The sequence below is a fragment of the Mycolicibacterium cosmeticum genome (genome assembly GCF_000613185.1).
In the GTDB taxonomy this organism is placed as follows: Bacteria; Actinomycetota; Actinomycetes; order Mycobacteriales; family Mycobacteriaceae; genus Mycobacterium; species Mycobacterium cosmeticum.
The window spans coordinates 1,614,100-1,638,015 of the sequence record NZ_CCBB010000003.1 but is presented as its reverse complement, the minus strand read 5'-3'; the positions used below and the strand labels follow the sequence as shown (position 1 = coordinate 1,638,015).

Sequence of the window (23,916 nt, the reverse complement as noted above, 5' to 3'; positions counted from 1 at the left end):
GGCGTGGCCTCGATCACGCTCGACACCCCCGCCGGTCCGATCGACGCACTGCTGGGCACCCCGACCGGCTCCGGGCCGTGGCCGGGTGTGGTGGTGGTGCACGACGCCGTCGGCTACCGGCCCGACAACGAGGCGGTGTCGCGGCGTATCGCCGATGCCGGGTATCTGGCGCTGACCCCGAACCTGTACGCCCGCGGCGGCCGGGCGCGCTGTATCACCCGGGTGATGCGGGAGGCGCTGACCCAGCGTGGCCGATCGCTCGACGACATCCTGGCCGCCAGGGATCACCTGCTGGGCTTGCCGGAATGCACGGGTACCGTCGGGATCGCGGGCTTCTGCATGGGCGGCCAGTTCGCGCTGATCCTGTCCCCCAAGGGATTCGGCGCGGCCGCCCCGTTCTACGGCACGCCGCTGCCGCGCGACCTGGACCGCACGCTGGCCGGCGCCTGCCCCATCGTGGCCAGCTTCGGCCGGCGCGACCCGCTGGGGATCGGCGCACCGGAGAAGCTGCGGCGGGCCACCGGTGCCCGCAACATCACCGCCGATATCAAGGTCTATCCGAAGGCGGGGCACAGCTTCGCCAATCAGCTGCCCGCGCAGCCGCTGCTACGGGTCACCGGGTTCGGTTACGACGAGGCCGCCACAGCGGACGCCTGGTCCCGGGTGTTCGCCTTCTTCGACGAGCACCTGCGGACGTAGCGGCGACCGGCCCGGTCAGTCGGGCAGCCGCAGTTCGGGCTTCTCGACCTCTTCGATGTTCACGTCCTTGAACGTGATGACCCGGACCTGCTTGACGAACCGCGCCGGCCGGTACATGTCCCACACCCAGGCATCGGCGAGCCGCAGCTCGAAGTAGACCTCGCCGTCGGCGTTGCGCGGCACCAATTCGACGCTGTTGGCCAGGTAGAACCGGCGTTCGGTCTCCACGACGTAGCTGAACTGGCCGACGATGTCCTTGTACTCGCGATACAGCGAGAGCTCCATCTCGGTTTCGTACTTCTCGAGATCCTCGGCACTCATCTGCTCTGCTGTCCTTCGTCTAGGTTGGGCTCCATCATTCCGCACGCCGTGGCGTCCCGTCGCACCGATCCGGCAACGCGTGCGATGTTGACGAACGAGAACCGGTGCTGGCTGCACGGACCGAGCCGCTCCAGCGCGGCCGTGTGGCCCGGGGTGCCGTAGCCCTTGTGCTCGGCGAAGCCGTATCCGGGGTGTTCACTGTCCATGCTGACCATCAGCCGGTCGCGGCTGACCTTGGCCAACACACTCGCCGCGGCGATACACGCGGCGGCGGCGTCACCGCCGATCACCGGCAGCGAGGGCACCGTCAGACCGGGTACCCGAAAGCCGTCGGAGAGCACGTAGCCGGGTCGGACCGGCAGACCGGCCACCGCCCGGCGCATCCCCTCGATGTTCGCGTGGTGCACGCCGCGCCGGTCCACCTCGGTCGATTCGATGATCACCACGTGATACGCCACCGCGTAGCGGCGGATCAGCGGGAACAGCCGTTCCCGCTCGGCCTCGGTGAGTTTCTTGGAATCGTCCAGCGCGGCCAGGCTGGACAGCCGGTTCGGGCCCAGCACGCAGGCCGCCACCACCAGCGGTCCGGCACAGGCGCCGCGTCCCACCTCGTCGACACCCGCGACGGGTCCGAGCCCGCTGCGATACAGCGCGGACTCCAGGGTGCGCAGACCGGATTTGCGGATCACGGTCCGCGGTGGCCAGCTCGCCGCCAACGCCAGGACTCCTAAGATGCGGGCGCCGTCTGCGGGTTCACGCTGTGCACGCCGCCCCACCGCGACGGCGGCCACGCGATGAACCGGGCCTTACCGATGACATTGTCCACCGGCACGGTGCCGGGCACCGGATCACCCGTGCACAGCAGCCCCTTCTGCGCGTCGGCAGGCAGGTTGGCGCAGTGCGCGCGGGAATCCGCCGAATGGGTGCGGTTGTCCCCCATCACCCACAACCGTCCCTCGGGCACCTTCACGGGACCGAACTCATTGCCCAGGCAGGGGTAGACGTTGGTGTCGGCCATCATCGTCGCCGGATCCAGATAGGGCTCGTTGAGCTTCTTGCCGTCCACGGTCAACCCGGTGGCGGCGCGACACTCCACGGTCTGACCGCCCACCGCGATGACCCGCTTGACCAAGTCGTTCTCGTCCGGCGGCACGAAACCGACGAAGGACAACGCGTTCTGCGCGAAACGGATCACCGGATTGTCCGAACGGATCGACTTGTAGCCGATGTTCCAGTTCGGCGGGCCCTTGAACACGACCACGTCACCCGGCTCGGGCTTGGAGAAGTCGTACGTCAGCTTGTCGACCATGATCCGGTCGCCCACGCAGCCGGCACACCCGTGCAGGGTGGGTTCCATCGATTCGGACGGGATCAGGTACGGCCGCGCCACGAAAGTGAGCACCACGTAGTACATGACCAACGCGATGGTGACGAGGATGACCCCTTCACGCACCGCGCCCGATTTGCGTTTGGGCTCGTCGGTTTCCTGGTCCTCGACGGTATCGGTGACGGAATCCTCTACGCCATCTTCTAGGTCCGAATCCGACCCGTCCGCGGCCGCCGTACCTTCTTTGTCCTCGGTCACGGCATCAGGGTAATCAGCATTGCTGACCGTTCCGGCAGGCGTGCCGGAACCAGGGTCAGCGCTTCTCCTTGATCTTCGCCTTCTTGCCGCGCAGCTCGCGCAGGTAGTACAGCTTGGCGCGACGCACGTCACCGCGGGTGACGACGTCGATGTGGTCGATGTTGGGCGAGTGCACCGGGAAGGTCCGCTCGACACCGACGCCGTAGCTCTCCTTGCGCACGGTGAAGGTCTCCCGGATGCCGCCACCCTGGCGCCGGATCACGACACCCTTGAAGACCTGGATGCGCTCCTTGGAGCCCTCGATAACCTTGACGTGCACGTTGACGGTGTCGCCGGGGCTGAAGGCCGGGATGTCGTCGCGCAGCGACGTCTGATCGACGAAGTCCAGCGTGTTCATCGGTGACACTTCCTTGCTAGTAAGCGGCTCCTGCGGGACCGCGCAGTGCGCGGCCGAGCCGAGGTATTCGGGCTTATCGGGTTCTGCGTCACGCAGCAGGCTCCACCCTTGCGGCGGGGCCGTGCGCAGACAACTGCTCAATTGTGCCAGATGGTGTTCATCCGACGAAATCGGCACATCCGGCCGCAAAACACCACCGCGCCGGGCGAGCGACAACGGCCGTCAACCGTTAGGCTACACACGGGTCAGCGCCACCTGCTACGACCGCGTCGAAGGTCGGGCGTTCCGGCCGACTCAATGGTTCACACAGTGCTTCACCGGGCTGTTCGAGCAGGTTGTTGAGCAGACTGGTGACAGGCATGCCAGGAGGAGAGCTATGCGGGCGCGGCCGTCGAAGCTCATGACGGTGGCTGCCACGGTGCTCTGCACCGGCGCGCTGGTCTCGGGCTGTGAGGCCAAGGTCTACGGAACCCCACCCCCGCCGCCCGAGTCACCGCAGCTGACCGTCATCGCCCCGCTGGGGAACTCCGCGCCGCTGCCCGAGGCACCGCCCGATCAGCCGGCAGCCGCCTTCGCCGGGCTGGACATGCGTATCCGGCAGGCGGTGACCGCCGCGTCGGCGGACGGTGCCGACATCACCGTGGCGATCCTGGACCGCAACACCGGTCAACTGGTCACCAGCGGCGCCATCGACACCATCGCCATCGCCTCGGTGGTGAAACTGTTCATCGCCGACGACCTGCTACTGCAGGAGGCCAAGGGGCAGACCACGCTGAGCCCCGACGACCGCCGGATGCTCGACGTCATGCTGCGCTCCAGTGACGACAGCGCGGCCGAGGTGTTCTGGAATCGCAGCGGCGGTAGCGCCATCGTCAACCGGGTGGTCAGCCGCTACGGCCTGTCCTCGACCCGGGCCCCGGGCAACGGCCGCTGGTACAACACCACCAGCACGGTGACCGACCTGGTGCGCTACTACGACATGCTGCTCTCGGGTAAGGGCGGGTTGCCGCCCGCCGATGCCAGCATCATCCTGGCCGATCTCGCCGAGTCCACCCCGACCGCACCCGACGGGATGGTGCCCGGCGGGGTCTACCCACAGCGCTTCGGCATCCCCGAAGGGTTGTACGCCGAACCCGTTGCGGTGAAACAAGGTTGGATGTGCTGTGTCGGCGCGGACTGGATGCACCTGTCCACCGGCGTGGTGGGCCCGGACCGGCGCTACGTGATGGCGATCAGCTCCATGCAGCCCGCCGATGCCGACGAGGCGCGCCAGACCATCACCGCCGCCGTGTCGACGATCTTCCCCGGCGGGCGCATCTAGCCATTTCCCCCGTCGCTTCGCTCGCCCGCAAGCAGGTCGGGCCGGCGTTCCCGGGTCCGCTGCAGCGACTGCTCGTGCCGCCACGCCGCGATCTTGGCGTGGTCACCCGAGCGCAGCACCGGTGGCACCTCCAGATCGCGCCACACCTGCGGCCGGGTGTAGCTGGGCCCCTCGAGCAGACCGTCGGAATGCGAATCCTCTTGATGCGATTGCGGATTGCCGAGCACATCGGGTAGCAGACGCACCACGGCCTCCACCATCACCAGCACCGCGGCCTCCCCGCCGGCCAGCACGTAGTCGCCGATGGAGACCTCCTCCACCCGCATCCGGCGGGCGGCATCCTCGGCGACGCGCTGATCGATGCCCTCATAGCGGCCACAGGCGAACACCAGGTGCTCTTCGGCGCTCCAGCGCTGCGCGGTGGCCTGGGTGAACAGCCGGCCAGCCGGCGTCGGGATCACCAGAAGTGTTTCGGCCGAACAGATTTCGTCGAGTGCCGCGCCCCAGATGGGCGCCCGCATGACCATGCCGGGTCCGCCGCCGTAGGGCGCGTCGTCGACCGATTTGTGCACATCGTGGGTCCACCGCCGCAGATCGTGCACGGCGAGGTCGAAGATCCCGGCCTCCAACGCCTTACCGGGCAGGGCCTGGCGCAGCGGTTCCAGATAGTCGGGGAAGATCGTGACGACGTCGATCCGCATGGTGACCTAGAGGTCTTCGAGGTTGAGCAGACCGTCGGGGGGATCGATCTCGACCAGCCGGTCGTCCAGCGACACCGCCGTGACGATCGCCGAGACGAACGGCACCAGCACCTCGGCCCCTTCGGTGGTCTTGACCGACAACAGCTCCCCCGCCGGGGTGTGCAGCACCTCGGCCACCGTCCCCACCGCGGTGCCGTCCACGGTCCGCACCGCCAGCCCTTCGAGCTGGTGGTCGTAGAACTCGTCGGGGTCCTCGATCGGTGGGAGCTCGTCGGTGTTCACCACGAACAGCGTGCCGCGAATCTCGTCGGCGGCGTTGCGGTCGCTGACACCGGCCAGCCGCACCAGCAGCCGCCCACCGTGTTCGCGCACCGAATCGATGACGAATTCGCGTTGCGGCGCATTGCGTTTGGCACCACGAAGCCGGGCGCCCGGGCTGAACCGGGCGTCCGGATCGTCGGTGCGGACCTCCACGACGACCTCGCCGCCGATGCCGTGGGCCTTCACCACCCGACCGACGACGAGGTCCATGATCTGAACGACTACCGGGCTGCTATTGATCCGTGTCGACCACGTCGACGCGGATGCCACGGCCGCCGATCCCGGCGACCAGGGTGCGCAGCGCGGTGGCGGTGCGACCGCCGCGGCCGATGACCTTCCCCAGATCATCGGGGTGCACGTGCACCTCCACCGTGCGGCCGCGACGATTGGTCACCAGGTCGACCCGGACGTCGTCGGGGTTGTCGACGATCCCGCGAACGAGGTGTTCGACGGCGTCGACGACTACGGAGCTCATTCGGCGGCGGGCTCAGCGGCGGCGTCGGTGGCCTCGGCGGTCTCGCCCTCGGCGGCCGCGTCGTCCTTCTTGGCCGGAGCCTTCTTCTTCTTGAGCTGGGTGGCCTCGCCGGTCGGGGCGTTGTCGGCGGCGGCCAGGGCCGCGTTGAACAGGTCCAGCTTGGACGGCTTGAGCTCCTTGACCTTCAGCGTGCCCTCGGCACCCGGCAGGCCCTTGAACTTCTGCCAGTCACCGGTGATCTTCAGCAGCGCCAGGACCGGCTCGGTGGGCTGCGCACCGACGCCCAGCCAGTACTGCGCGCGCTCCGAATCGATCTCGATCAGGCTCGGCTCTTCCTTGGGGTGGTAACGGCCGATGACCTCGATGGCGCGGCCGTCGCGGCGGTTGCGCGCGTCGGCGACGGCGATGCGGTACTGCGGGTTGCGGATCTTGCCGAGACGGGTCAGCTTGATTTTGACAGCCATGTGAAAGCGTTCTCTCCTGTATTTGCCACGCTGCAATTCGGCGATCTCCGGCGGGTTGCCGGGATCCGGTTTTGCCTTACGTGTGTGACCGGCGCGCAGCGCATCTAACGGTGTCGCGCGACAGACAGCCGCCTATTGTGCCAGAGCGGCCGGTGCGGCCCCAAATTCAGACCACGCGTCGGTGGGGCCGACTACACCACCCGATCGAAGCACTTCACCTCGACGCGCCGGCTCATCCGCCAGCCGTCCGCGGTGCGCACGAACTCGTCCTCGTACCAGAGACCACAGAACAGCACCTGGGGTTGCTCCCCGCCGGAGTCCGCCGGTACCCCCGCGCCCGAGGTCGCCGCCGGGGCGGCTCCGAGGACCATCGGGTTGAAGCACAGCGTCCGCGACGTCGCGCTGTCCCCGGCCAGCCGGATGTCGACGTTGCCCAGCATGTGCGCGTACGCCGGGAAGTTCGGCAGCACCTGAGCCAACCAGGCCTTGACCTCGGGGAAATGACCGTCCACCCCGCCCATGGCGCGATAGTCGATATAGGCGTCCGGGGTGAACACCCGATCCAGGTCGTCGAACCGGCGGGTGTCGATGGCCGTCGAGTACGCGATCAGCAGATCCTGGATTTCCAGGCGGTCAGAGATCTCTTCGATGCTCAGCACGCCTCGATTGAACCATTACGCCTGCGGGCCCACCGGCCCTTCCGACGGCGGCCAGTGCTCGCCGGACCACTCCCCCGGTTCGCCGTGTTCACCGCGGGACAGCGGCACCCATTGTTCGGTGGGCGCCGGCTGTTTCGACGACGGGAAATCGCGCAGTTTGCCCGACGGTTCGGCATCCCACTTGGCGAAGGTGAGCGGCGTCTGCAACCACGCGAACAGCAGGTTGTACACGGCTTCCAGCGAGTCGACGTGCGTGCGTTCCCAGCCGTGGCTGCCGTCCAGCCCGAAGCCCACCAGCGCGGCCCTGGTGTTCGCGCCCGCCTCGATGGCCGCGGCCGCGTCGGAACGGTAGAACCGGAACACGTCGCGCGCGTGCGGAATTCGCCGTTCCTTGGCCAGCCGGCACAGCTTGCGGGTGAGGTGGTAGTCGAACGGCCCGTGCAGATCGGCCATCGGAATGGTCACCCCGTCCTCGATGGAATGCTGACCCGGCGCGCACACCGCGTTGTCCACCGAGACCAGCTCGGCGACATCGGGGTGCAAGCCGTGGCTGGCGCCGTGACCCACCTCCTCGGTGATCGTCACCATGATCGTCGTCTTGTGCGGTAGCACGATGCGGTCGTCGGCGATGGTCTTGGCCAGGGCCAGCGCGACGGCCACCCCGGCCTTGCCGTCCAGGTGCCGCGACACGACGAAGCCGTCGGAGGTCAATTCCGGGGCGGCGATCAGCGCGACGAAGTCACCGACGTGGAATCCGAGCCGTTCCAGGTCGCCCCGGGTGCCGACCTGCCGGTCGATGCGCACCTCCACGTTCGGCCAGTCCGTGGGCTGGGTGTCGATCTCGTCGCCGAACGCATGCCCGGACGCCTTCAACGGCATCACGGTTCCGGTGAAGAACTGGTCGGGATCGTCGGTCATGATCCGGACCCGCGCCCCGGTGGCGAACCGCGCCGAGAACGTCCCCACCGGCACCACCTCGAGGCGGCCGTTGTCCTTCAGGTCCCGCACCATGCAACCGATGGTGTCCGCGTGCACCACGACGGCGCGGTCGGTGGTCTTGGACTCGCCGGGCAGTTCGGCGGTCAGCGCCCCGCGCCGGGTCAGCATGAACGGCACCCCGAGGTCGTCGAGGATGTCGCCGATCAGCTGCATCACCGCATCGGTACGCCCGGACGGGCTCGGGGTCTGCAGCAGCCCCAGCAGCGTGTCGATCATCCACGCCCGGGTCGCCTCCGGCATCACCGCACGTTCGGGCACCATGTCTCCTCACTCCCGCATTCGAATTACGCAGCGCTCGGCGCGCCGGCCCGGCGCTAACCCTGGTCGACAGGGTCGGGCTGCCAGGCCCACGGTGTGGCCGCGGTACGAGGAAACAGTAGATCCACGAAAGCCTGCGCCGTCGGGCGCGGTTCGTGATTGGCCAGCCCGGGTCGTTCGTTGGCCTCGATGAACACGTATTCCTCACCGCGGACCGACGGCACCATCAGGTCGATCCCGGTGACCGGGATCCCGATCGCGTCGGCCGCATCGACGGCCACCCTGGCCAGTTTCGGGTTCACGTCGTCGGTGACATCGCAGATGGTGCCCCCGGTGTGCAGGTTGGCGGTGCGCCGCACCACCAGCCGCTCGTTGACGGGCAGCACGTCGTCGAGGTCCCAGCCGGCGTCCCGCACGGTGTCGGCTGTGACGTCGTCGATCGGGATCACCGATTCGCCCTGCGTGGCCGCCGCCCGCCGGCGGCTCTGCGTCTCGATCAGTTGGCGGATGGTGTGCTTGCCGCTGCCCAGCACCTCGGGCGGGCGCCGCACGGCGGCGGCGATCACCTTCCCGTTGATGACGACCAGCCGCAGATCCTCACCCTCGCAGCGCTCTTCGATGAGCACATCGGGGCAGTGTTTGGCCGCCCACTGCAGCGCGCGGTCCAGTTCGTCGGGTTTGGTGACCCCGACGGTGATACCGGCCCCCTGCTCGCCGCGGGCCGGCTTCACCACCACCGAGCCCACCTCGCGCAGGAACCCGTAATCGTCGTCGTCGAACGTCGCGGTCCGCCCGCGCGGCACCCGGATGCCGGCCTCGGACACCACCCGACGGGCCACGCGTTTGTCGTCGCAGCGGCTCATCGCGACGGCATTGGTCAACTCCGACAACGATTCCCGGGTCACCACGCTGGTGCCGCCGTGGGTGAGCCGCATATAGCCGCCCTTGCCGTCGAGCACCTCGACGTGGATCCCGCGCATGATGGCCTCGTCGGCGATGATCCGGGCGTACGGATTCAGCTCGGCCAGGCCCTCCTCCTCCTGGACGGGGGCGAACAGCTTCTCGTTGATGGCGTTCTTGCGCTTGATGCCCAGCGCCGGCACACGCTGGAAGCCCATCCGCTCGTAGAGGGCGATCGCGCCCTCGTTGTCGTGCAACACCGACAGGTCCATCTGCGCCCGGCCACGCCGGATGAACTCCTCCACCAGCGAGCGCACCAGCAGCCCGCCGACCCCGGGCCGCGACACCGCCGGGTCCACCGCCAGGCACCACAGGCTGGAACCGTTTTCCTGGTCCCCGAACAGCTGCCGGTGATCGATGCCGGTCACGGTGCCGATCAGCGCGCCGGTGTGTTCGTCGGTGGCCACCAGGTACACCATGTGCGGCTCGCGCTGGACGTTGCTCCACATGAGTTCGATGTCGGCGGGCACCATCCGGCAGCGCACGTAGATCTCGTTGATCGCCTCGCAGTCCTGGATCGACTGCACCGGGCGCACCACCACTCCCGGCACGTCATCGGGCCAGTAGTCGCCGCGCTCGGCGAAGGTCAGCCGGTAGGTGAAGCTGGGGTCGATGAAGAACTCCTGCGGGTGCAGGGCGACGAAGACGTGCGGCGCGTCCAAATACATGCCGATATCGCGGCGGCCGCTGGCCTCGGCCCGCAACGCGGTGCCGAACTCCTCGGGATCGTCGAAGGTCTGGCCGAAGACCAGCCGCCCCCACCCCAGGTCCTGCACCACTCCGGTGTCGTCCCGAGTCTCCGCCATGGTCACGCCCGACCTCCGTCGACGTGCTGCGCCAGCCACATCTCCAGCAAACCGATCTGCCACAACGGGTTTCCGCGCAGCGGGGTGAGATTGCCGTTCGGGTCCGCGAACAGCCGCTCGACGCTGTCGGCGGTGAACAGCCCGCGGGCGCGGGCGGCGTCGCTGTGCAGCGCATCGCGCACCAGGTCCAGGTACGGACCGGCCAGGTGTTTGAGCGCCGGGACCGGGAAGTACCCCTTCGGCCGGTCGATCACCTCGCTCGGAATGACCTGGCGGGCCGCCTCTTTCAGCACGCCCTTGCCGTCGTGCGCCGTCTTAAGGTGCGGCGGGCAGGTCGCGGCGAGTTCGACGAGCTCGTGGTCGAGGAACGGCACGCGGCCCTCCAGTCCCCAGGCCATGGTCATGTTGTCCACCCGTTTGACCGGGTCGTCGACCAGCATCACGGTGGTGTCCAGCCGCAGCGCCCGGTCGGTCGCGGTGGCCGCCCCGGGCGCGGCGAACCGGTCGCGGACGAAATCGCCGGCGATATCGGCGTCCAGGCGCCACTGCGGCGCCAGCAGGGCGTTGACGGCGGCATGGTCGCGGTCGAAGAAGGCCGCCCGGTACCGGGCCACGGCGGCGTCGACGTCATCGTCGGCGGCGTGCGCCATGGGGGGGTACCAGTGGTACCCGGCGAAGATCTCGTCGGCGCCCTGACCGGACTGCACCACCTTGACGTGCTTGCTCACCTCTTCGGACAGCAGGTAGAACGCCACGCAGTCGTGGCTCATCATCGGCTCGCTCATGGCGCCGATCGCGCTGGACAGCGCGGGCAGCATGCGCGCGGTGTCGATCCGGATCTGGTGGTGATCGGTCCCGAAGTGCCGGGCGATGACGTCGGAGTACTTGAACTCGTCGCCCTCTTCGCCGCCGGCGGCCTCGAAGCCGATCGAAAAGGTCTGCAGCCCATGCTGTCCGGCCTCGGCGAGCAGGCCGACGATGAGGCTGGAGTCGAGACCGCCGGACAGCAGGCAGCCCACGGGCACATCCGAGACCAGCCGCCGTTCGACCGCGGTGCGCAGGGACGCCAGCACGGCGTCTTCCCAATCCCGGTCCGACCAGGAGCCGCGCTCCGGGACACGTTCGAACACCGGGTTCCAGTAGGTCCGCTCGACCCGGCGCCCGTCCGGCTCGATCCGCATGACGGTGCCGGGGGCCAGTTTGCGCACCCCGCGCAGGATGGTGTGCGGTGCGGGCACCACCGAGTGGAAGCTCAGGTAGTGGTGCAGGGCGACGGGGTCGATCGAGGTGTCCACGCCGCCACCGGCCAGCAGCGCGGGCAGCGTGGAGGCGAACCGGAACGCGTCGCCCACCTCGGCCCAGTACAGCGGTTTCACGCCGAGCCGGTCGCGGGCCAGCAGCACCTGCCCGCTGTCGGTGTCGGTGACCGCGAAGGCGAACATGCCGTAGAGCCGGTCCACCACGCCCTCACCCCAGGCGTGGAATCCCTTCAGCACCACCTCGGTATCGCTGTGGGAGAAGAAGCGGTAGCCCTTGGCGATCAGATCGTCGCGCAGCTGCGGATAGTTGTAGATGCAGCCGTTGAAGGCCACCGTCAGATGTAACTCAGGGTCGTGCATCGGCTGGTGGCCGTGACTGGACAGGTCGATGATGGCCAGGCGCCGGTGGCCGAAGGCCACGCCGTCCTTGCCCCACACCCCGCCGCTGTCCGGGCCCCTGGGGACCATGGTGTCGGCCATCGACGCGATGGCTCCGATGTCTGCTGCCCGTCCGCGAGCGATCTCGCCGGCGATGCCGCACATGGTGTGAACCACCTCTTCCTCGATTGAGGGCGACGCCGCCCGGATGTTCCGGGCACGTCGCCCGCGAGCAGGGATACCCGCAGGGGGCACTTCCAAACGCGACCGATGTCACAGCGGCAGGCATGCCGGATAGGCTGCAGATCCCATGGGGAGATTCGGCACCGTCCTGCTGACCTGTCTGGCCGTCCTGTTGACCCTCGCCGCGCCGCGGGCCCTGGCCGATGTGGCGGTGCCGGCCGGCGCGGCGCCCACACCGGAGGGACCGGCGGAGGCGTGGCTGGTCGCCGATCTGGACAGCGGCGCCGTCCTGGCCGCGCGCAACGAGTTCGGCCGGTACGCCCCGGCCAGCACCATCAAGGTGCTGCTGGCGCTCACCGCGCTGGACGAACTCGCCCTCGATGCCACCGTGGTCGCCGACGAGGCCGACACCAAGGTCGAGTGCAATTGCGCGGGCATCGCGCCCGGCGTCACCTACACCACGCGTCAGCTGCTGGAGGGCCTGCTGCTGGTGTCGGGTAACGACGCCGCCAACACCCTGGCCACCATGCTGGGCGGCCGCGAGGCGGCGATCGCCAAGATGAACGCCAAAGCGGTGGAAGTCGGCGCCACCGCCACCACCGCGGGCAGCCCGTCCGGGCTGGACGGCCCCGGGATCGACGTCTGGACCACCCCGCACGACCTGGCGGCCATCTTCCGGGCCGCGCTGGCCCACCCGGTGTTCGCCGAGATCACCGCGCAGCCCACCGCGGTGATCCCGGGCCGGACCGGCGACCGGGTGCTGGTCAACCAGGACGAGATGCTGGCCCGCTACCCCGGCATGCTCGGCGGCAAGACCGGTTTCACCGACCTGGCCCGCAAGACCTTCGTCGGGGCCGCGCAACGCGACGGGCGGCGGCTGGTGGTCGTGCTGATGCACGGACTGGTCCGCGAGGGCGGGCCCACGTACTGGGATCAGGCGTCGGCTCTATTGGACTGGGGCTTCGCCGCCGACGACCGGGGGCCCGCCGTCGGGGCGCTGTGAACCGCAGTTGATGCCGAACGGCAATCTGATCGCGCACGCAGCGAGTCCTGCGCTCCGTAATCTCGTCGCGCGTGCGAAGACTGCTGACGGCCACCGCGCTGGTCGTGACCGCGACGATGACGCTCGGCGTGGTCTCCCCGCGCTCGGAAGCCCAGCCGGGAACCGAGCTGGCCGGGGTGCAGGCGTTCACCAACGGCCCGGCCAAGGCGTGGCTGCTGGCCGACCTGGACACCGGCGCCGTGCTCGCCGCGCAAGACCCCTACGGCAGTTATGCGCCCGCCAGCACCATCAAGGTGCTGCTCGCCACCGTCGTGCTGGACAATCTGCGGCCGGACAACTTCGCGCGGGCCAACACCTCGCACACCACGGTCGAATGTTCGTGCGTGGGCCTGCAACCCGGGCAGGCGTACACCACCCGGCAACTGCTGGAAGCGCTGCTGATGGTGTCGGGCAACGATGCCGCGAACATGCTGGCCGACATGCTGGGCGGGCAGCGGGTGGCGGTGGCCCGGATGAACGCCAAGGCACGGCAGTTGGGGGCGCGGCACACGACGGCGTCCTCGCCCTCCGGACTGGACGGTCCGGGCTGGGAATCGGTGACCACCCCGCACGACCTGGCGGTGATCTTCCGGGCCGCCCTGGCCTATCCACTGATCGCGGCGATCATGCGACAGCCGTCGGCGCAGTTCCCCGGCCGGACGCTGACCAACCAGAACGAGTTGCTGCGCCGCTACCCCGGGGACCTCGGTGGCAAGACCGGGTACACGAATCTGGCTCAGCACACCTATGTCGGCGCCGCCCAGCGGGGTGATCGCCGCTTGGTGGTGGTCCAGATGTACGGCAACGGCGACCTCTACGGGCAAGCCATCAGCCTGCTGGACTGGGGCTTCAGCCGCTCGGCGTAGGGAGGCCCCCACCCGGCCCACCCTACCAGTAAGGTAACCCTAATTTTGGGCGCGCTCGTTGGAGGGAACCGGCATGGAAGAGTTGTCGCTGATCGTCGCTTACGGCACCGACATGGGCAATGCCGAGGACGCCGCCATGACCTTCGCGGAATCCGTCACGGCCATCGGCATCGCGGCCGAAGCCGTCGAACTCAACCAGGTCGACGTCACCGAACTGCAGTCGGCGACACACCTGGTCGCCGTCGTCTCGACGTTCGGGGAGGGCGAATTCCCCGACACCGCCACGCTGTTCTGGGAAGCCCTGCAGGCCAGCAGCGAGCGCCTGGAGAGCCTGCATTTCGCCGTGCTCGCCCTCGGCGACAGTTCCTACGAGATGTTCTGCAACGCGGGCAAATTGCTCGACGGAAGGCTCGAAGCACTGGGGGCCACCCGGATGGTCGACCGGGTGGACGTCGACGGCTACTACGAACAACCCGCCAAGGCCTGGACCACCGACGTGGTGAAGGTGCTGACCGCCGAGCGGAGGGCGCCCGCCCCGGCGCAGGCGGTCGTTGCGCCGCCGCGCGAGCGCCACGAGGTGGTCGAGGTCGAGGTGGCGGTCAACCGGTTGCTGACCGCCGCCGGATCCAGTAAGGAGGTCCGCCACTACGAGGTGGACCTGGCCGGGTCGGGGATGGCGTACCAGGCCGGTGATTCGCTGGCGGTGCATGCCGTCAACGACCCCGCGCTGGTGTCGTCGATACTGTCCGAACTCGGGGTCGGGCCCGATCACAGCGTGCCCGATCACGACGAGCCGCTCGGCGTGCTGCTCACCGAGCGCCTGGAGATCCGCACCCCGTCGCGGGCGCTGCAGGACCTGGCCGGACCGGCCGCCGACGGTGAGGATGTCCTCGACCTCGTCCGGCGTGCCAGGCTGAGCGCCGAGGAGCTGCTGGACACGTTGCGCCCGTTGACTTTTCGTGACTACTCGATCGCTTCCAGCCCGGTGGTGCATCCGGGGCGCATCCACCTGACCGTGGCGAGCGTGCGGTACCGCCGCGGCGACCGTGACTACGGTGGCGTCGCGTCGACCTTCCTGGCCGATCGGGGCGACCGGGTCCGGGTACACCTGCGCCCCAACCACAACTTCCGGCTGCCCGCGCCCGATGTGCCGATCATCATGATCGGGCCGGGCACCGGCATCGCCCCGTTCCGCGCCTTCCTGCAGGAACGCCGCGCCACCGCCGCGCCCGGCCGGTCCTGGCTGTTCTTCGGTGACCGCCATCGTGCCACCGACTTCCTCTACGGCGACGAACTCGAGGACTTCCTGGCCGCCGGCACCCTGACCCGGCTGGACCTTGCGTTCTCGCGGGACCAGGAAGCCAAAGATTATGTGCAGCACCGCATGTCGGAGAACGCCGACGAGCTGTTCGGCTGGCTCGCCGACGGCGCGCACGTGTACGTGTGCGGTGATGCCGACCGGATGGCCAGGGATGTCGACGCCGCGCTGCACCAGGTGGTGGCCCGCGGTGGCGGGATGGACGCCGAGGCCGCCCACGCCTACGTCAACGACCTGATCAAGAACCACCGCTACGTGCGCGACGTGTACTAGTAGACCCGCCCCCGCAGCATCACCAGGTCCGGGTGCTGCACGCCGACCTCCCGCGGGTCCTCGCGGAAGCACAGCAGGTCGGCGGAGGCACCGTGCTCCAGCGCGGGCCGGCCCAGCCAGGACCGGGCATCCCAACACGCCGCGCCCAGCGCGTCGGTGGCGCTGAGGCCGACGGTGCGCAACGCCGCGATCTCGTCGCCGATACGGCCGTGCGCCATCATGCCGCCGGCGTCGGTACCCGCATAAATCGGCACCCCGGCCTCATGCGCGGCGCCGACGCGCCGATGGCAGGAGGCGTACAGCTCGCGCATGTGCTTGGCGTAGGTCGGGTATTTGCTTGCGACATCGGCGATTCCGGGGAAGTTCTCGATGTTGATGAGCGTGGGCACCAGTGCGGTGCCGTGCTCAAGCATCAGATCGATGACATCCTCGGTGATCCCGGTGCCGTGCTCGATGCAGTCGATGCCCGCGTTGATCAGCCCCGGCAGCGCATCCTCGCCGAAGACGTGCGCGGTGACGCGGGCGCCGTTGGCGTGGGCGGCGTCGATGGCCGCGGCGAGGATGTCGTCGGACCACAGCGGAGCCAGGTCGCCGATCCCGCGGTCGATCCAGTCGCCGACCAGTTTCACCCAGCCGTCGCCCCAGCGGGCCTGCTCGGCGACCGCCGCGGGCAGCTGCGACTCGTCCTCGATGTCGATCGGCAGGCCCGGCAGATAGCGCTTGGGCCGGGCCAGATGCCGGCCGGCCCGGATGATCCGCGGCAGGTCCGGCCGATCGTCGAAGCTGCGGGTGTCCACCGGGGAGCCGGCGTCGCGCAGCAGCAGGGCGCCGGCAGCGCGCTCGGTTTCGGCCTGTTCGACGGCCTCGTCGTAGGTGGTGGCGCCACCGGGTTTGAGGCCGACGTGGCAGTGCGCGTCGACCAGACCGGGGATGATCCAGCCACCGTCGAACACGGTGTCGGCATGGGCGATCGGCTCGGCCGAGAGCACGCCGTGCGGCCCATGCTCTTCGGGCGAGCCCTCATCGACAATCCACCACTGCACCTGCTCGCCGTCGGGCAGGCTCCGGCCGCGGACGTGCAGCGCCCCCATGCGGCTACTTCTGGCCGGGGAACTTCAGCTTGGACAGGTCGATGTTGGCCAGGCCCGGGGGCAGCTCGTCGAGTCCCTTGGGCATCCCGGTGAGGTCCGGGAAACCGGCCGGCAGACCGGCGCCCAGCGGATTCTTGGGCGGCGTCGGGCCCTTCCCCGTCTGGCGGCCCTTCTTCTTGCCGGCCTGCTTGTTCTTACCCTTGGCGGCCTTACGCGCCGAGTTCTTGCGGCCGAACGGCATTCCCATCTGACCGGCCATCTGCGACATCATCTTGCGGGCCTCGAAGAACCGGTCCACCAGCTGGTTCACTTCCGCGACGCTGACCCCGGACCCGTTGGCGATCCGCAACCGGCGCGACGCGTTGATGATCTTCGGGTCGGCGCGCTCGGCCGGCGTCATACCGCGGATGATGGCCTGGACGCGGTCGAGCTGGCTGTCGTCGACGGCGGCCAGCGCCTCCTTCATCTGACCGGCGCCGGGCAGCATGCCCAGCAGGTTGCCGATCGGCCCCATCTTGCGGATGGCCAGCATCTGCTCGAGGAAGTCCTCCAAGGTCAGCTCGCCGGAGCCGATCTTGGCGGCGGCCTCCTCGGCCTTCTGCTGGTCGAAGACCTGCTCGGCCTGCTCGATGAGGGTGAGCACGTCGCCCATGCCCAGGATGCGGCTGGCCATCCGGTCCGGGTGGAAGACGTCGAAGTCCTCCAGCTTCTCCCCTGCCGAGGCGAACAGGATCGGCACACCGGTGATCTCGCGGACCGACAGCGCGGCACCACCGCGGGCGTCACCGTCGAGCTTGGTGAGTACCACGCCGGTGAAGCCGACACCGGCCCGGAAGGCCTCGGCCGTGGTCACCGCGTCCTGACCGATCATGGCGTCCAGGACGAACAGCGTCTCGTCGGGCTGCACGGCATCGCGGATGGCGGCGGCCTGGGCCATCAGCTCCTCGTCGATACCCAGGCGCCCGGCGGTGTCGACGATGACGACGTCGAAGAGCTTGGCTTTGGCCTCGGCCAGCCCCGCGGCGGCCACCGCGACGGGGTCACCGGTGGTCATCTGGTCGATCGTGACGCCGTCCGGGGAGACCCCGGGGTGCGGCGCGAACACCGAGACGCCGGCGCGTTCGCCGACGATCTGCAACTGATGCACGGCACCGGGACGCTGCAGGTCGCAGGCCACCAGCAGCGGGGTGTGGCCCTTGGCCTTGAGCCACTTGGCCAGCTTGCCGGCCAGCGTGGTCTTACCGGAACCCTGGAGACCGGCCAGCATGATCACCGTCGGCGAGGTCTTGGCGAAGGCGATCTGCCGGGTTTCGCCGCCGAGGATGCCGATGAGCTCCTCGTTGACGATCTTGACGACCTGCTGGGCCGGGTTGAGCGCGCCGGAAACCTCCGCGCCCTTGGCGCGGTCCTTGATGCGGCCGACGAAGGCGCGCACCACGGGCAGCGAGACGTCGGCTTCGAGCAGGGCAAGGCGGATCTCGCGCGCGGTCGCGTCGATATCGGCGTCGGTCAGCCGACCCCGGGCTCGCAGGCCCTGCAGTGCACCGGTCAAGCGGTCAGACAGCGATTCAAACACCTGGTAAGCCTAACGGTCGCGGTGAACTCTGGTCTCAGCCGAGTCGGCCGGGCTAATCTGTCAACGCATATTGACTGATATCGCCGCCGGAGGCCCGTATGAGCGCGATCGACGTCCCCCTTCCCCGGGTGCGCAACCAGACCGGCGCCGCGCCCGGCACCACCCACAGCGGTCAATGCACTCACATCAGTCAATGCACCCTGTGCGAGGCGCACTGCGGCATCCACGTGACCGTGACCGACGGCAAGGTCAGCCGGATCGAGGGCAATCCCGACGACGTGTTCTCCAAGGGCTACATCTGCCCGAAGGCCACCGCGATGGGCGGCCTGCACCACGACCCGGACCGGCTGCGCACCCCGATGCGACGAGTCGGTGACCGGTTCGAGCCGGTGAGCTGGGACGAGGCGTTCGCCGAGATCGGCACCCGACTGCGCCGGATCCGCAAAGAGCACGGGGCCCGCGCGCTCGGCATGTATCTGGGCAACCCGGCCGCGCACAGTTCCGGCGCGTTCTACGGCCTGATGCTGCGGCTGGCCCTGATGACCCCGAACTTCTTCTCGGCGTCGTCCATCGACCAGATGCCGCACGAGTACGCCGCCTGGCGGGTGTTCGGCTCCAACATGCTGGTGCCGATCACCGATATCGACCGCACCCAGCGGCTGGTCATCATCGGTGCCAACCCGGCGGTGTCCAACGGCTCGCTGTCGGTGATGCCCGGCGCCAAGCGGCGCATCAAGGCGATCCGCGACCGTGGCGGCGCGGTGGTGGTCATCGATCCGCGCCGCACCGAGACGGCGCGGTTGGCCGATCAGCACGTCGCGGTGCGCCCCGGTGGCGACGTGTATCTGCTGCTGGGCATGCTGCACGTGCTGGTCGCCGAGAACCTGTGCGACCGCGCGGCCATCGCCGAGCAGACGTCGGGCTGGGATCGGCTGACCGCCCTGGTCGCCGGCGCGACACCGGAGGCGGTCGCCGAGCGGGCCGGCGTGGACGCCGACACCATCCGGACCCTGGCGCGCGACCATGCCGCCGCCGAATCGGCGGCCGTCTACGCCCGGATCGGCATCTGCCAGCAGGAGACCGGGACCTTGGTGAGCTGGTTGGTGATGGTGCTCAACACGGTGACCGGCAATCTGGACCGGGCCGGTGGGACGATGTTCTCCACCCCCTTCGCCGACCTTCCCCGCGCGGCGCGGTATGTCCCGGTCGGGCACGCCGCGTGGTCGGATCGCTCCGGCCGGTACCGGTCCTTCCGCGCCGAACTGCCCGCCGTCGCCATGGCCGACGAAATCCTGACGCCCGGCCAGGGACAGATCCGCGCGATGATCACCTACGCGGGAAATCCGGTGTCGTCGATCCCGCAGAAGGGCAGGCTCGACCAAGCGCTCGCGGGCCTGGATCTGTATGTGGCGGTGGACATGTACGTCACCGAGACCACCCGGCACGCCGACTTCATCCTGCCCCCGGTGTCGCCGCTGGAGCGCGAGGACGTCGCGCTGCTCACGACGATCTTCAGCGTGCGCAACAACATCCGGTTCCAGCACCGGTCCTTCGATCCGCCCGCCGCCGCGTTGGAGGACTGGGAGATCCTCAGCCGGCTGACCGCCGAGCTGCTGCCGGCTCCGCTCCGGCAGCTGCTCGCGCCGGTGCGCAACCGGCTGATCGCCTTTGCCAACCCGCTGCGGATGACCGCCCTGGCCTTGCTGACCGGCCCCTACGGCCGATTACGCAAGGGCCGCAAGGGAATCACGATGCGCCAGCTGAAGGCCAGTGCGGGTGGCCTGGATCTGGGCGCGCTGCAGCCGCGGCTGGCGAAGGTCATCGCCACCGAAGACCGCTTGGTGACACTGGCCCCCGACGAGTTCGTCGAGGCGGCAGCGGCATACCTGCGTAAGCCGGCCGACGCCGCCGAAGGCCACTACGACCTGCAGCTCATCGGGCGGCGCCAGTTGCGCAGCAACAACTCCTGGCTGCACAACGTGCCGACGATGACCGGCGGCAACAACAAGTGCACGGTGCTCATGCATCCCGACGACGCCCGAGCCCGCGGGTTGAGTCAGGGCGCCGCCGTCCGGGTCACCTCGGCGGTGGGCGAAATCGAAGTGCCCCTGGACATCAGCGACGACATCCGGCGCGGCACCGTGGCCGTCCCGCACGGCTGGGGCCACCGCGATACCGGCTGGCGGCACGCGAACACCTTGCCAGGGGCGAATGTGAACACCTTGCACGACCCGCACCGGGTGGACGCGTTCACCGGGACCGCCGCGGTGAACAACACCTGGGTGGCCGTCACCGGCGCCTGACTTCAGACGCCGGCGGTGACCCGCTCCCGCGACGTGAGCACCAGCGCGGCACCGTCGGTGATCGCGATGGTGTGCTCGCTGTGCGCGGTGCGGGACCCGTCCGCCGAGCGGATGGTCCACCCGTCCGGGTCGAAGACGATGCGATCGGTGCCCGCCGCGAACCACGGTTCCAGCGCCAATGTCAGCCCGGGCCGCAGTTTCAGACCACGGCCGGGCCTGCCCAGGTTGGGCACGTGCGGGTCCTCGTGCATGGTGCGGCCCAGGCCGTGCCCGCCGAATTCGGTGTTGACCGGATACCCGTAGTCCGCGGCGACCCTACCGATCGCGGCGGAGATGTCGCCGAGCCGGTTCCCCGGCACCGCCGCCGCGATACCGGCCGCCAGCGCCTCCTCGGTGGCGGTGATCAGCCGCCGGTCATCGGCACGCGGGGTCCCGACGATGATGCTGCGGGCCGAATCGGCGACCCAGCCCTCGATCGACACCGCGATGTCCATGGTGAGCAGATCTCCGTCGGCCAAGGTGTAGTCGTGCGGAAGTCCGTGCAGCACAGCGTCGTTCACCGACAGGCAGATGACGTTGCGGAACGGGCCGCGGCCGAACGACGGTGCGTAGTCCCAGTAGCAGGACTGGGCGCCACGCTGCGCGATCAGTTCCCTGGCGCGGGCTTCGAGCTCGAGGAGGTTCACCCCCGGCCTGGCGCCCCCGGCCAGATCGTCGAGCAGCTCGGCGATGAACGTCCCGGTGACGTCCATCGCCGCGATCTCGCGGGGTGTCTTCAGTTCCAACACGGCATATCTCCTCAGCGGTATGAAAATACCAACGTAGCGCAGACGCGCGGTATTTTCATACCGACCCGGGGTACGCTGGCCGCATGGTGCGCCTCCCCCTGACCGCAGAACAACTCGCCGCAGGCAAGCGTCTCGGCGAGCAGCTCCGCCACGCCCGCGGCGCCCGCACCCTGGCCGAAGTGGCCGAGGCGGCGGCGATCTCGCCCGAGACGCTGCGCAAGATCGAGACCGGCCGGCTCGCCACACCGGCGTTCAGCACCATCGCCGCACTGGCCCGCGTGCTGCCGCTGTCACTGGACGAGTTGGCCGAGAGCTGCTTTACGCGCCCGGACCTGCGCCACACCGGCGAACTGGCCGGCTAACTGGCTTCGGACACCGGTTTCGGTGGTGTAGGCAGCACGGCGTAGAGGTCGCGCTCGAGTTCGGCGCGCACGACGGCCGCCTGGGCGCCGTCGGCACCGCCGGCCAGCGCCGGCACCGCGATGCAGAACACGTCCACCACGGCCGATCCCAGCGTGGTGACCTTGGCCCATTCGATGTCCAGACCGTCCCGTTCGATCACCGAGGTGAGCCGGGCCAGCAGCCCGGCGCGGTCCGCGGCTCGCACCTGCACGATGAACCGGCCCGGCGCGGAGCCCTCGGACCACAGGATGCGCGGCGGCGCGCTGACCTGATTGACCGGCACCGCGGACGCCACCTCGCCGACGCGGGCGGTACCGGCCGCCTCCCGGTCACGGCGCGCGAGCGCCTCGACGACATCCAGTTCGTCGCCGAGGGCCAGGATGAACTGCTGGCGCAGGAGTTCGGCCGCCGGCGGCGACCCGAACCGCGGTGACACCACGAAGGTGTTGATCGCCATACCGTCGGCGCTGTTGACCGAGGCCGAGTGCACCCGCAGCGAGTTCAGCGACAGCACGCCGGCCGCCTTGGACAACAGGCCGCGGCGGTCGGGCGCGATCATCGTCACGTTGTGGATGTGCGCCCCGTCGCCGGCCGCCAGCTCGACATGCACCCCACCGTCGGCTGCCAGCGAAAGGTAGTGCGGATCAACGGGATCGGGCTGCGGCAACGGTTCACCGGCCATCACCAGCCGGCACCGCCGCACCAGGTCGCCGATCAGGGACGCCTTCCAGTCCCCCCACACCCCTGGACCGGTGGCCAGCGAATCGGCCTCGGCCAGCGCCTGCAGCAGTTCCAGCAGCACCGCGTCACCGCCGAGGGCGTCCACCACCGTGTCGATGGTCTTGGGATCCTGCAGATCCCGCCGTGTCGCGGTGTCGGGCAGCAGTAGGTGATACCGGACGATCTTGGACAACACCTCGATATCCGAGGGCCACAACCCCAGCCGGGTGCCCACCTGGGTGGCCAGCTCGGCGCCGATGACGCTGTGATCGCCCCCGCGGCCCTTGCCGATATCGTGCAGCAGCGCGCCCAGCACCAGCAGATCGGGCCGCGCCACCCGGGTGGTGAACGCGCTTGCCCGAGAGACCGTCTCGATGAGGTGACGATCCACCGTCCAGATGTGCACGACGTCCCGGGGCGGCAGGTCGCGCACCGCCCCCCACTCGGGGAACAACCGGCCCCACAGCCCGGTGCGGTCCAGCGCCTCCACGGTGGCCACCGCGGCCGGCCCGGCCGACAGCATCACCAACAGGTCCTTGAGCGCGGCCCGCGGCCACGGTGCGCGCAGTTCCGGTGCCGCACCGGCCAATCGGCTCAACGTCGACGCCGCGATCGGCAACCCGGTGGTGGCCGAGGCGGCCGCGACGCGCAGGATCAGGCCGGGATCGCGTTCCGGGCGGGCGTCGCGGGCCAGGATCACCTCACCGGCGAACTCGATCACCCCCTCGTCGAGCGGGCGGCGCGCCGGCCGGCGCAGCGCGGCGAAACCGCGGCGCGGCAACGCATTACCCGCGGTGCGGATACCCGCGTCCACGTAGTAGCTGACGGTGCGGGCGGCGTCGGAGAGCATCCGGGCCAGATCGAAACGGTCCCCGATGCGCAGCGAGGCGCCGATCTCGTCGGCGTACTGCGCGAGCACCTGTTCGCGGCCGCGCCGGGAGATCCGGTGCAGTTCGGTGCGGACGTTCAGCAGCGCCAGGTGCGCCCCACCGAGCGTGCCGGTGGGCGAGGCCAGCATCCGGCTGGGGTAGACGTCGGCGAGTTGGGCGATGGCCAACGCGTTGAGCAGCTGGACATCTCGCAGCCCGCCGCGGCCGTTCTTCAGGTCCGGTTCGGCCCGGTGCGCGATCTGCCCGCTGCGCTCCCACCGGTCCCTGGCGTGTGCCACGAGTTCGTCGAAACGGGGTGCGATCCCGGTGCGCCACTGCCGGCGCGCGCCGCCGATCAACAGCGACGACAGCTCCTGATCGCCGGCGATATGCCTGGCGTCGAGCATCGCCAAGCCGGCGGCCACGTCCTCGGCGGCCACCTTCAGGGCCTCGGGCACCGTGCGCACACTGTGGTCGATGCGGATGTTGGCGTCCCACAACGGGTACCACAGCAATTCGGCGACCTGGCTGACGATCTCGGCGGGCATGTTGTCGTGCAGCAGCATCAGGTCCAGGTCCGAGTACGGCAGCAGCTCACCGCGGCCCAGGCCGCCGGTGGCCACGATGGCGAAGCCGCTCGTCGCCGTGATGCCGATCTCGCTCGCCTTTGTGGTGAGCCAGAATTCGTTGAGGTCGAGCAGCGCCGCCCGCAGTGCGGCGGAGTCCAGCTGGCGACTCCCGGTGGTCAGCAGTTGTTCGGACGCCTTGGCCAGATCCGTCGCCGGACGCAGCGATCCCGCCACCGGCGCCTCCCAACGGGCGGCCCCAGTGGCGGGATCTGGTGTCTGCTCTGTCATCTCGGTCCTCCCCCGGCCGTTACTT

The 23,916-nt window shown here is 69.3% G+C and carries 23 protein-coding genes; 7 read left to right on the top strand and 16 right to left on the bottom strand.

Annotated elements, in window-relative coordinates:
* The first annotated feature begins 3 nt into the window (after positions 1-3).
* On the top strand, positions 4-699 hold the full coding sequence (locus tag BN977_RS27100; protein WP_036402922.1) for a dienelactone hydrolase family protein: 696 nt from the start codon (positions 4-6) through the stop codon (positions 697-699).
* 15 nt (positions 700-714) lie between these two features.
* Here the strand turns inward: BN977_RS27100 and BN977_RS27095 are convergent, their stop codons facing one another.
* Genes BN977_RS27095 through rplS form a run of 4 tightly spaced genes read right to left on the bottom strand, consistent with a single transcriptional unit; the run spans position 715 to position 3,002 of the window.
* Entirely contained in the window at positions 715-1,020 is a 306-nt protein-coding gene (locus BN977_RS27095) for a DUF2469 domain-containing protein (RefSeq protein WP_024450376.1), read from the bottom strand.
* Complete coding sequence (locus BN977_RS27090) at positions 1,017-1,736, bottom strand: ribonuclease HII (RefSeq protein ID WP_024450377.1); 720 nt, start codon at positions 1,734-1,736, stop codon at positions 1,017-1,019. The genes BN977_RS27095 and BN977_RS27090 overlap by 4 nt, the downstream gene beginning before the upstream one ends.
* A gap of 11 nt (positions 1,737-1,747) precedes the next feature.
* A complete protein-coding gene (gene lepB, locus BN977_RS27085) occupies positions 1,748-2,605 on the bottom strand; it encodes a signal peptidase I (RefSeq protein WP_036402919.1) in 858 nt (285 codons plus the stop codon).
* Between the two features lie 55 nt (positions 2,606-2,660).
* Positions 2,661-3,002 carry a 50S ribosomal protein L19 gene (gene rplS / locus BN977_RS27080; RefSeq protein WP_024450379.1) on the bottom strand — a complete coding sequence of 114 codons (342 nt, stop codon included), beginning with the start codon at positions 3,000-3,002 and terminating at the stop codon, positions 2,661-2,663.
* A gap of 376 nt (positions 3,003-3,378) precedes the next feature.
* Between rplS and BN977_RS27075 the strand changes: the two genes are divergently transcribed.
* The gene (locus tag BN977_RS27075; RefSeq protein WP_036402917.1) at positions 3,379-4,323 is read left to right on the top strand and encodes a serine hydrolase; all 945 of its coding nucleotides are present in this window, start codon (positions 3,379-3,381) and stop codon (positions 4,321-4,323) included.
* Here BN977_RS27075 and trmD read toward each other — a convergent pair.
* The 8 genes from trmD to BN977_RS27035 all read right to left on the bottom strand — a co-directional run bounded on the left by trmD (position 4,320) and on the right by BN977_RS27035 (position 11,768).
* Entirely contained in the window at positions 4,320-5,024 is a 705-nt protein-coding gene (trmD, locus tag BN977_RS27070; protein WP_036402915.1) for a tRNA (guanosine(37)-N1)-methyltransferase TrmD, read from the bottom strand. The genes BN977_RS27075 and trmD overlap by 4 nt on opposite strands.
* Before the next feature lie 6 nt (positions 5,025-5,030).
* Positions 5,031-5,555, bottom strand: coding sequence for a ribosome maturation factor RimM (rimM, locus tag BN977_RS27065; protein WP_036402913.1), 525 nt, complete (start codon positions 5,553-5,555; stop codon positions 5,031-5,033).
* Positions 5,556-5,577: 22 nt separating this feature from the next.
* Positions 5,578-5,820 carry an RNA-binding protein gene (locus BN977_RS27060; RefSeq protein WP_024450383.1) on the bottom strand — a complete coding sequence of 81 codons (243 nt, stop codon included), beginning with the start codon at positions 5,818-5,820 and terminating at the stop codon, positions 5,578-5,580.
* Complete coding sequence (rpsP, locus tag BN977_RS27055) at positions 5,817-6,284, bottom strand: 30S ribosomal protein S16 (protein WP_036402910.1); 468 nt, start codon at positions 6,282-6,284, stop codon at positions 5,817-5,819. Before rpsP ends, BN977_RS27060 begins: the two co-directional genes overlap by 4 nt.
* 191 nt (positions 6,285-6,475) lie before the next feature.
* On the bottom strand, positions 6,476-6,943 hold the full coding sequence (locus BN977_RS27050; RefSeq protein WP_036402907.1) for a nuclear transport factor 2 family protein: 468 nt from the start codon (positions 6,941-6,943) through the stop codon (positions 6,476-6,478).
* Between the two features lie 15 nt (positions 6,944-6,958).
* Positions 6,959-8,203 (bottom strand): osmoprotectant NAGGN system M42 family peptidase, encoded by a 1,245-nt coding sequence (locus tag BN977_RS27045; RefSeq protein ID WP_191262491.1) that lies wholly within the window; start codon positions 8,201-8,203, stop codon positions 6,959-6,961.
* A gap of 53 nt (positions 8,204-8,256) precedes the next feature.
* The gene (gene ngg, locus BN977_RS27040) at positions 8,257-9,966 is read right to left on the bottom strand and encodes an N-acetylglutaminylglutamine synthetase (RefSeq protein ID WP_036402905.1); all 1,710 of its coding nucleotides are present in this window, start codon (positions 9,964-9,966) and stop codon (positions 8,257-8,259) included.
* A gap of 2 nt (positions 9,967-9,968) precedes the next feature.
* The gene (locus BN977_RS27035; protein WP_024450388.1) at positions 9,969-11,768 is read right to left on the bottom strand and encodes an N-acetylglutaminylglutamine amidotransferase; all 1,800 of its coding nucleotides are present in this window, start codon (positions 11,766-11,768) and stop codon (positions 9,969-9,971) included.
* Positions 11,769-11,913: 145 nt separating this feature from the next.
* Here BN977_RS27035 and BN977_RS27030 point away from each other — a divergent pair, with 145 nt between their 5' ends.
* The 3 genes from BN977_RS27030 (at position 11,914) to BN977_RS27020 (ending at position 15,285) form a co-directional block, all read left to right on the top strand.
* Positions 11,914-12,789, top strand: coding sequence for a D-alanyl-D-alanine carboxypeptidase family protein (locus tag BN977_RS27030; protein WP_036402903.1), 876 nt, complete (start codon positions 11,914-11,916; stop codon positions 12,787-12,789).
* A 116-nt stretch (positions 12,790-12,905) separates the two neighbouring features.
* On the top strand, positions 12,906-13,694 hold the full coding sequence (locus BN977_RS27025) for a D-alanyl-D-alanine carboxypeptidase family protein (protein WP_109790356.1): 789 nt from the start codon (positions 12,906-12,908) through the stop codon (positions 13,692-13,694).
* Between the two features lie 73 nt (positions 13,695-13,767).
* Positions 13,768-15,285 carry a diflavin oxidoreductase gene (locus tag BN977_RS27020; RefSeq protein WP_036402897.1) on the top strand — a complete coding sequence of 506 codons (1,518 nt, stop codon included), beginning with the start codon at positions 13,768-13,770 and terminating at the stop codon, positions 15,283-15,285.
* Here the strand turns inward: BN977_RS27020 and BN977_RS27015 are convergent.
* Together BN977_RS27015 and ffh are read right to left on the bottom strand one after the other, a co-directional pair.
* Positions 15,282-16,376 (bottom strand): amidohydrolase family protein, encoded by a 1,095-nt coding sequence (locus BN977_RS27015; protein WP_036402895.1) that lies wholly within the window; start codon positions 16,374-16,376, stop codon positions 15,282-15,284. The two genes, BN977_RS27020 and BN977_RS27015, sit on opposite strands and share 4 nt — an antisense overlap.
* Before the next feature lie 4 nt (positions 16,377-16,380).
* Entirely contained in the window at positions 16,381-17,952 is a 1,572-nt protein-coding gene (gene ffh, locus BN977_RS27010; RefSeq protein WP_036402893.1) for a signal recognition particle protein, read from the bottom strand.
* A 98-nt stretch (positions 17,953-18,050) separates the two neighbouring features.
* Between ffh and BN977_RS27005 the strand changes: the two genes are divergently transcribed.
* Positions 18,051-20,255 (top strand): molybdopterin-dependent oxidoreductase, encoded by a 2,205-nt coding sequence (locus tag BN977_RS27005; protein WP_084172690.1) that lies wholly within the window; start codon positions 18,051-18,053, stop codon positions 20,253-20,255.
* A gap of 2 nt (positions 20,256-20,257) precedes the next feature.
* On the opposite strand, the gene map is transcribed toward BN977_RS27005, so the two are convergent.
* Positions 20,258-21,043 carry a type I methionyl aminopeptidase gene (gene map / locus BN977_RS27000; RefSeq protein WP_036402890.1) on the bottom strand — a complete coding sequence of 262 codons (786 nt, stop codon included), beginning with the start codon at positions 21,041-21,043 and terminating at the stop codon, positions 20,258-20,260.
* 83 nt (positions 21,044-21,126) lie between these two features.
* Here map and BN977_RS26995 point away from each other — a divergent pair, with 83 nt between their 5' ends.
* Complete coding sequence (locus BN977_RS26995) at positions 21,127-21,405, top strand: helix-turn-helix domain-containing protein (RefSeq protein WP_036402888.1); 279 nt, start codon at positions 21,127-21,129, stop codon at positions 21,403-21,405.
* Here BN977_RS26995 and BN977_RS26990 read toward each other — a convergent pair.
* Complete coding sequence (locus BN977_RS26990) at positions 21,402-23,891, bottom strand: [protein-PII] uridylyltransferase (RefSeq protein ID WP_036402885.1); 2,490 nt, start codon at positions 23,889-23,891, stop codon at positions 21,402-21,404. The genes BN977_RS26995 and BN977_RS26990 overlap by 4 nt on opposite strands.
* Positions 23,892-23,916: the final 25 nt, after the last annotated feature.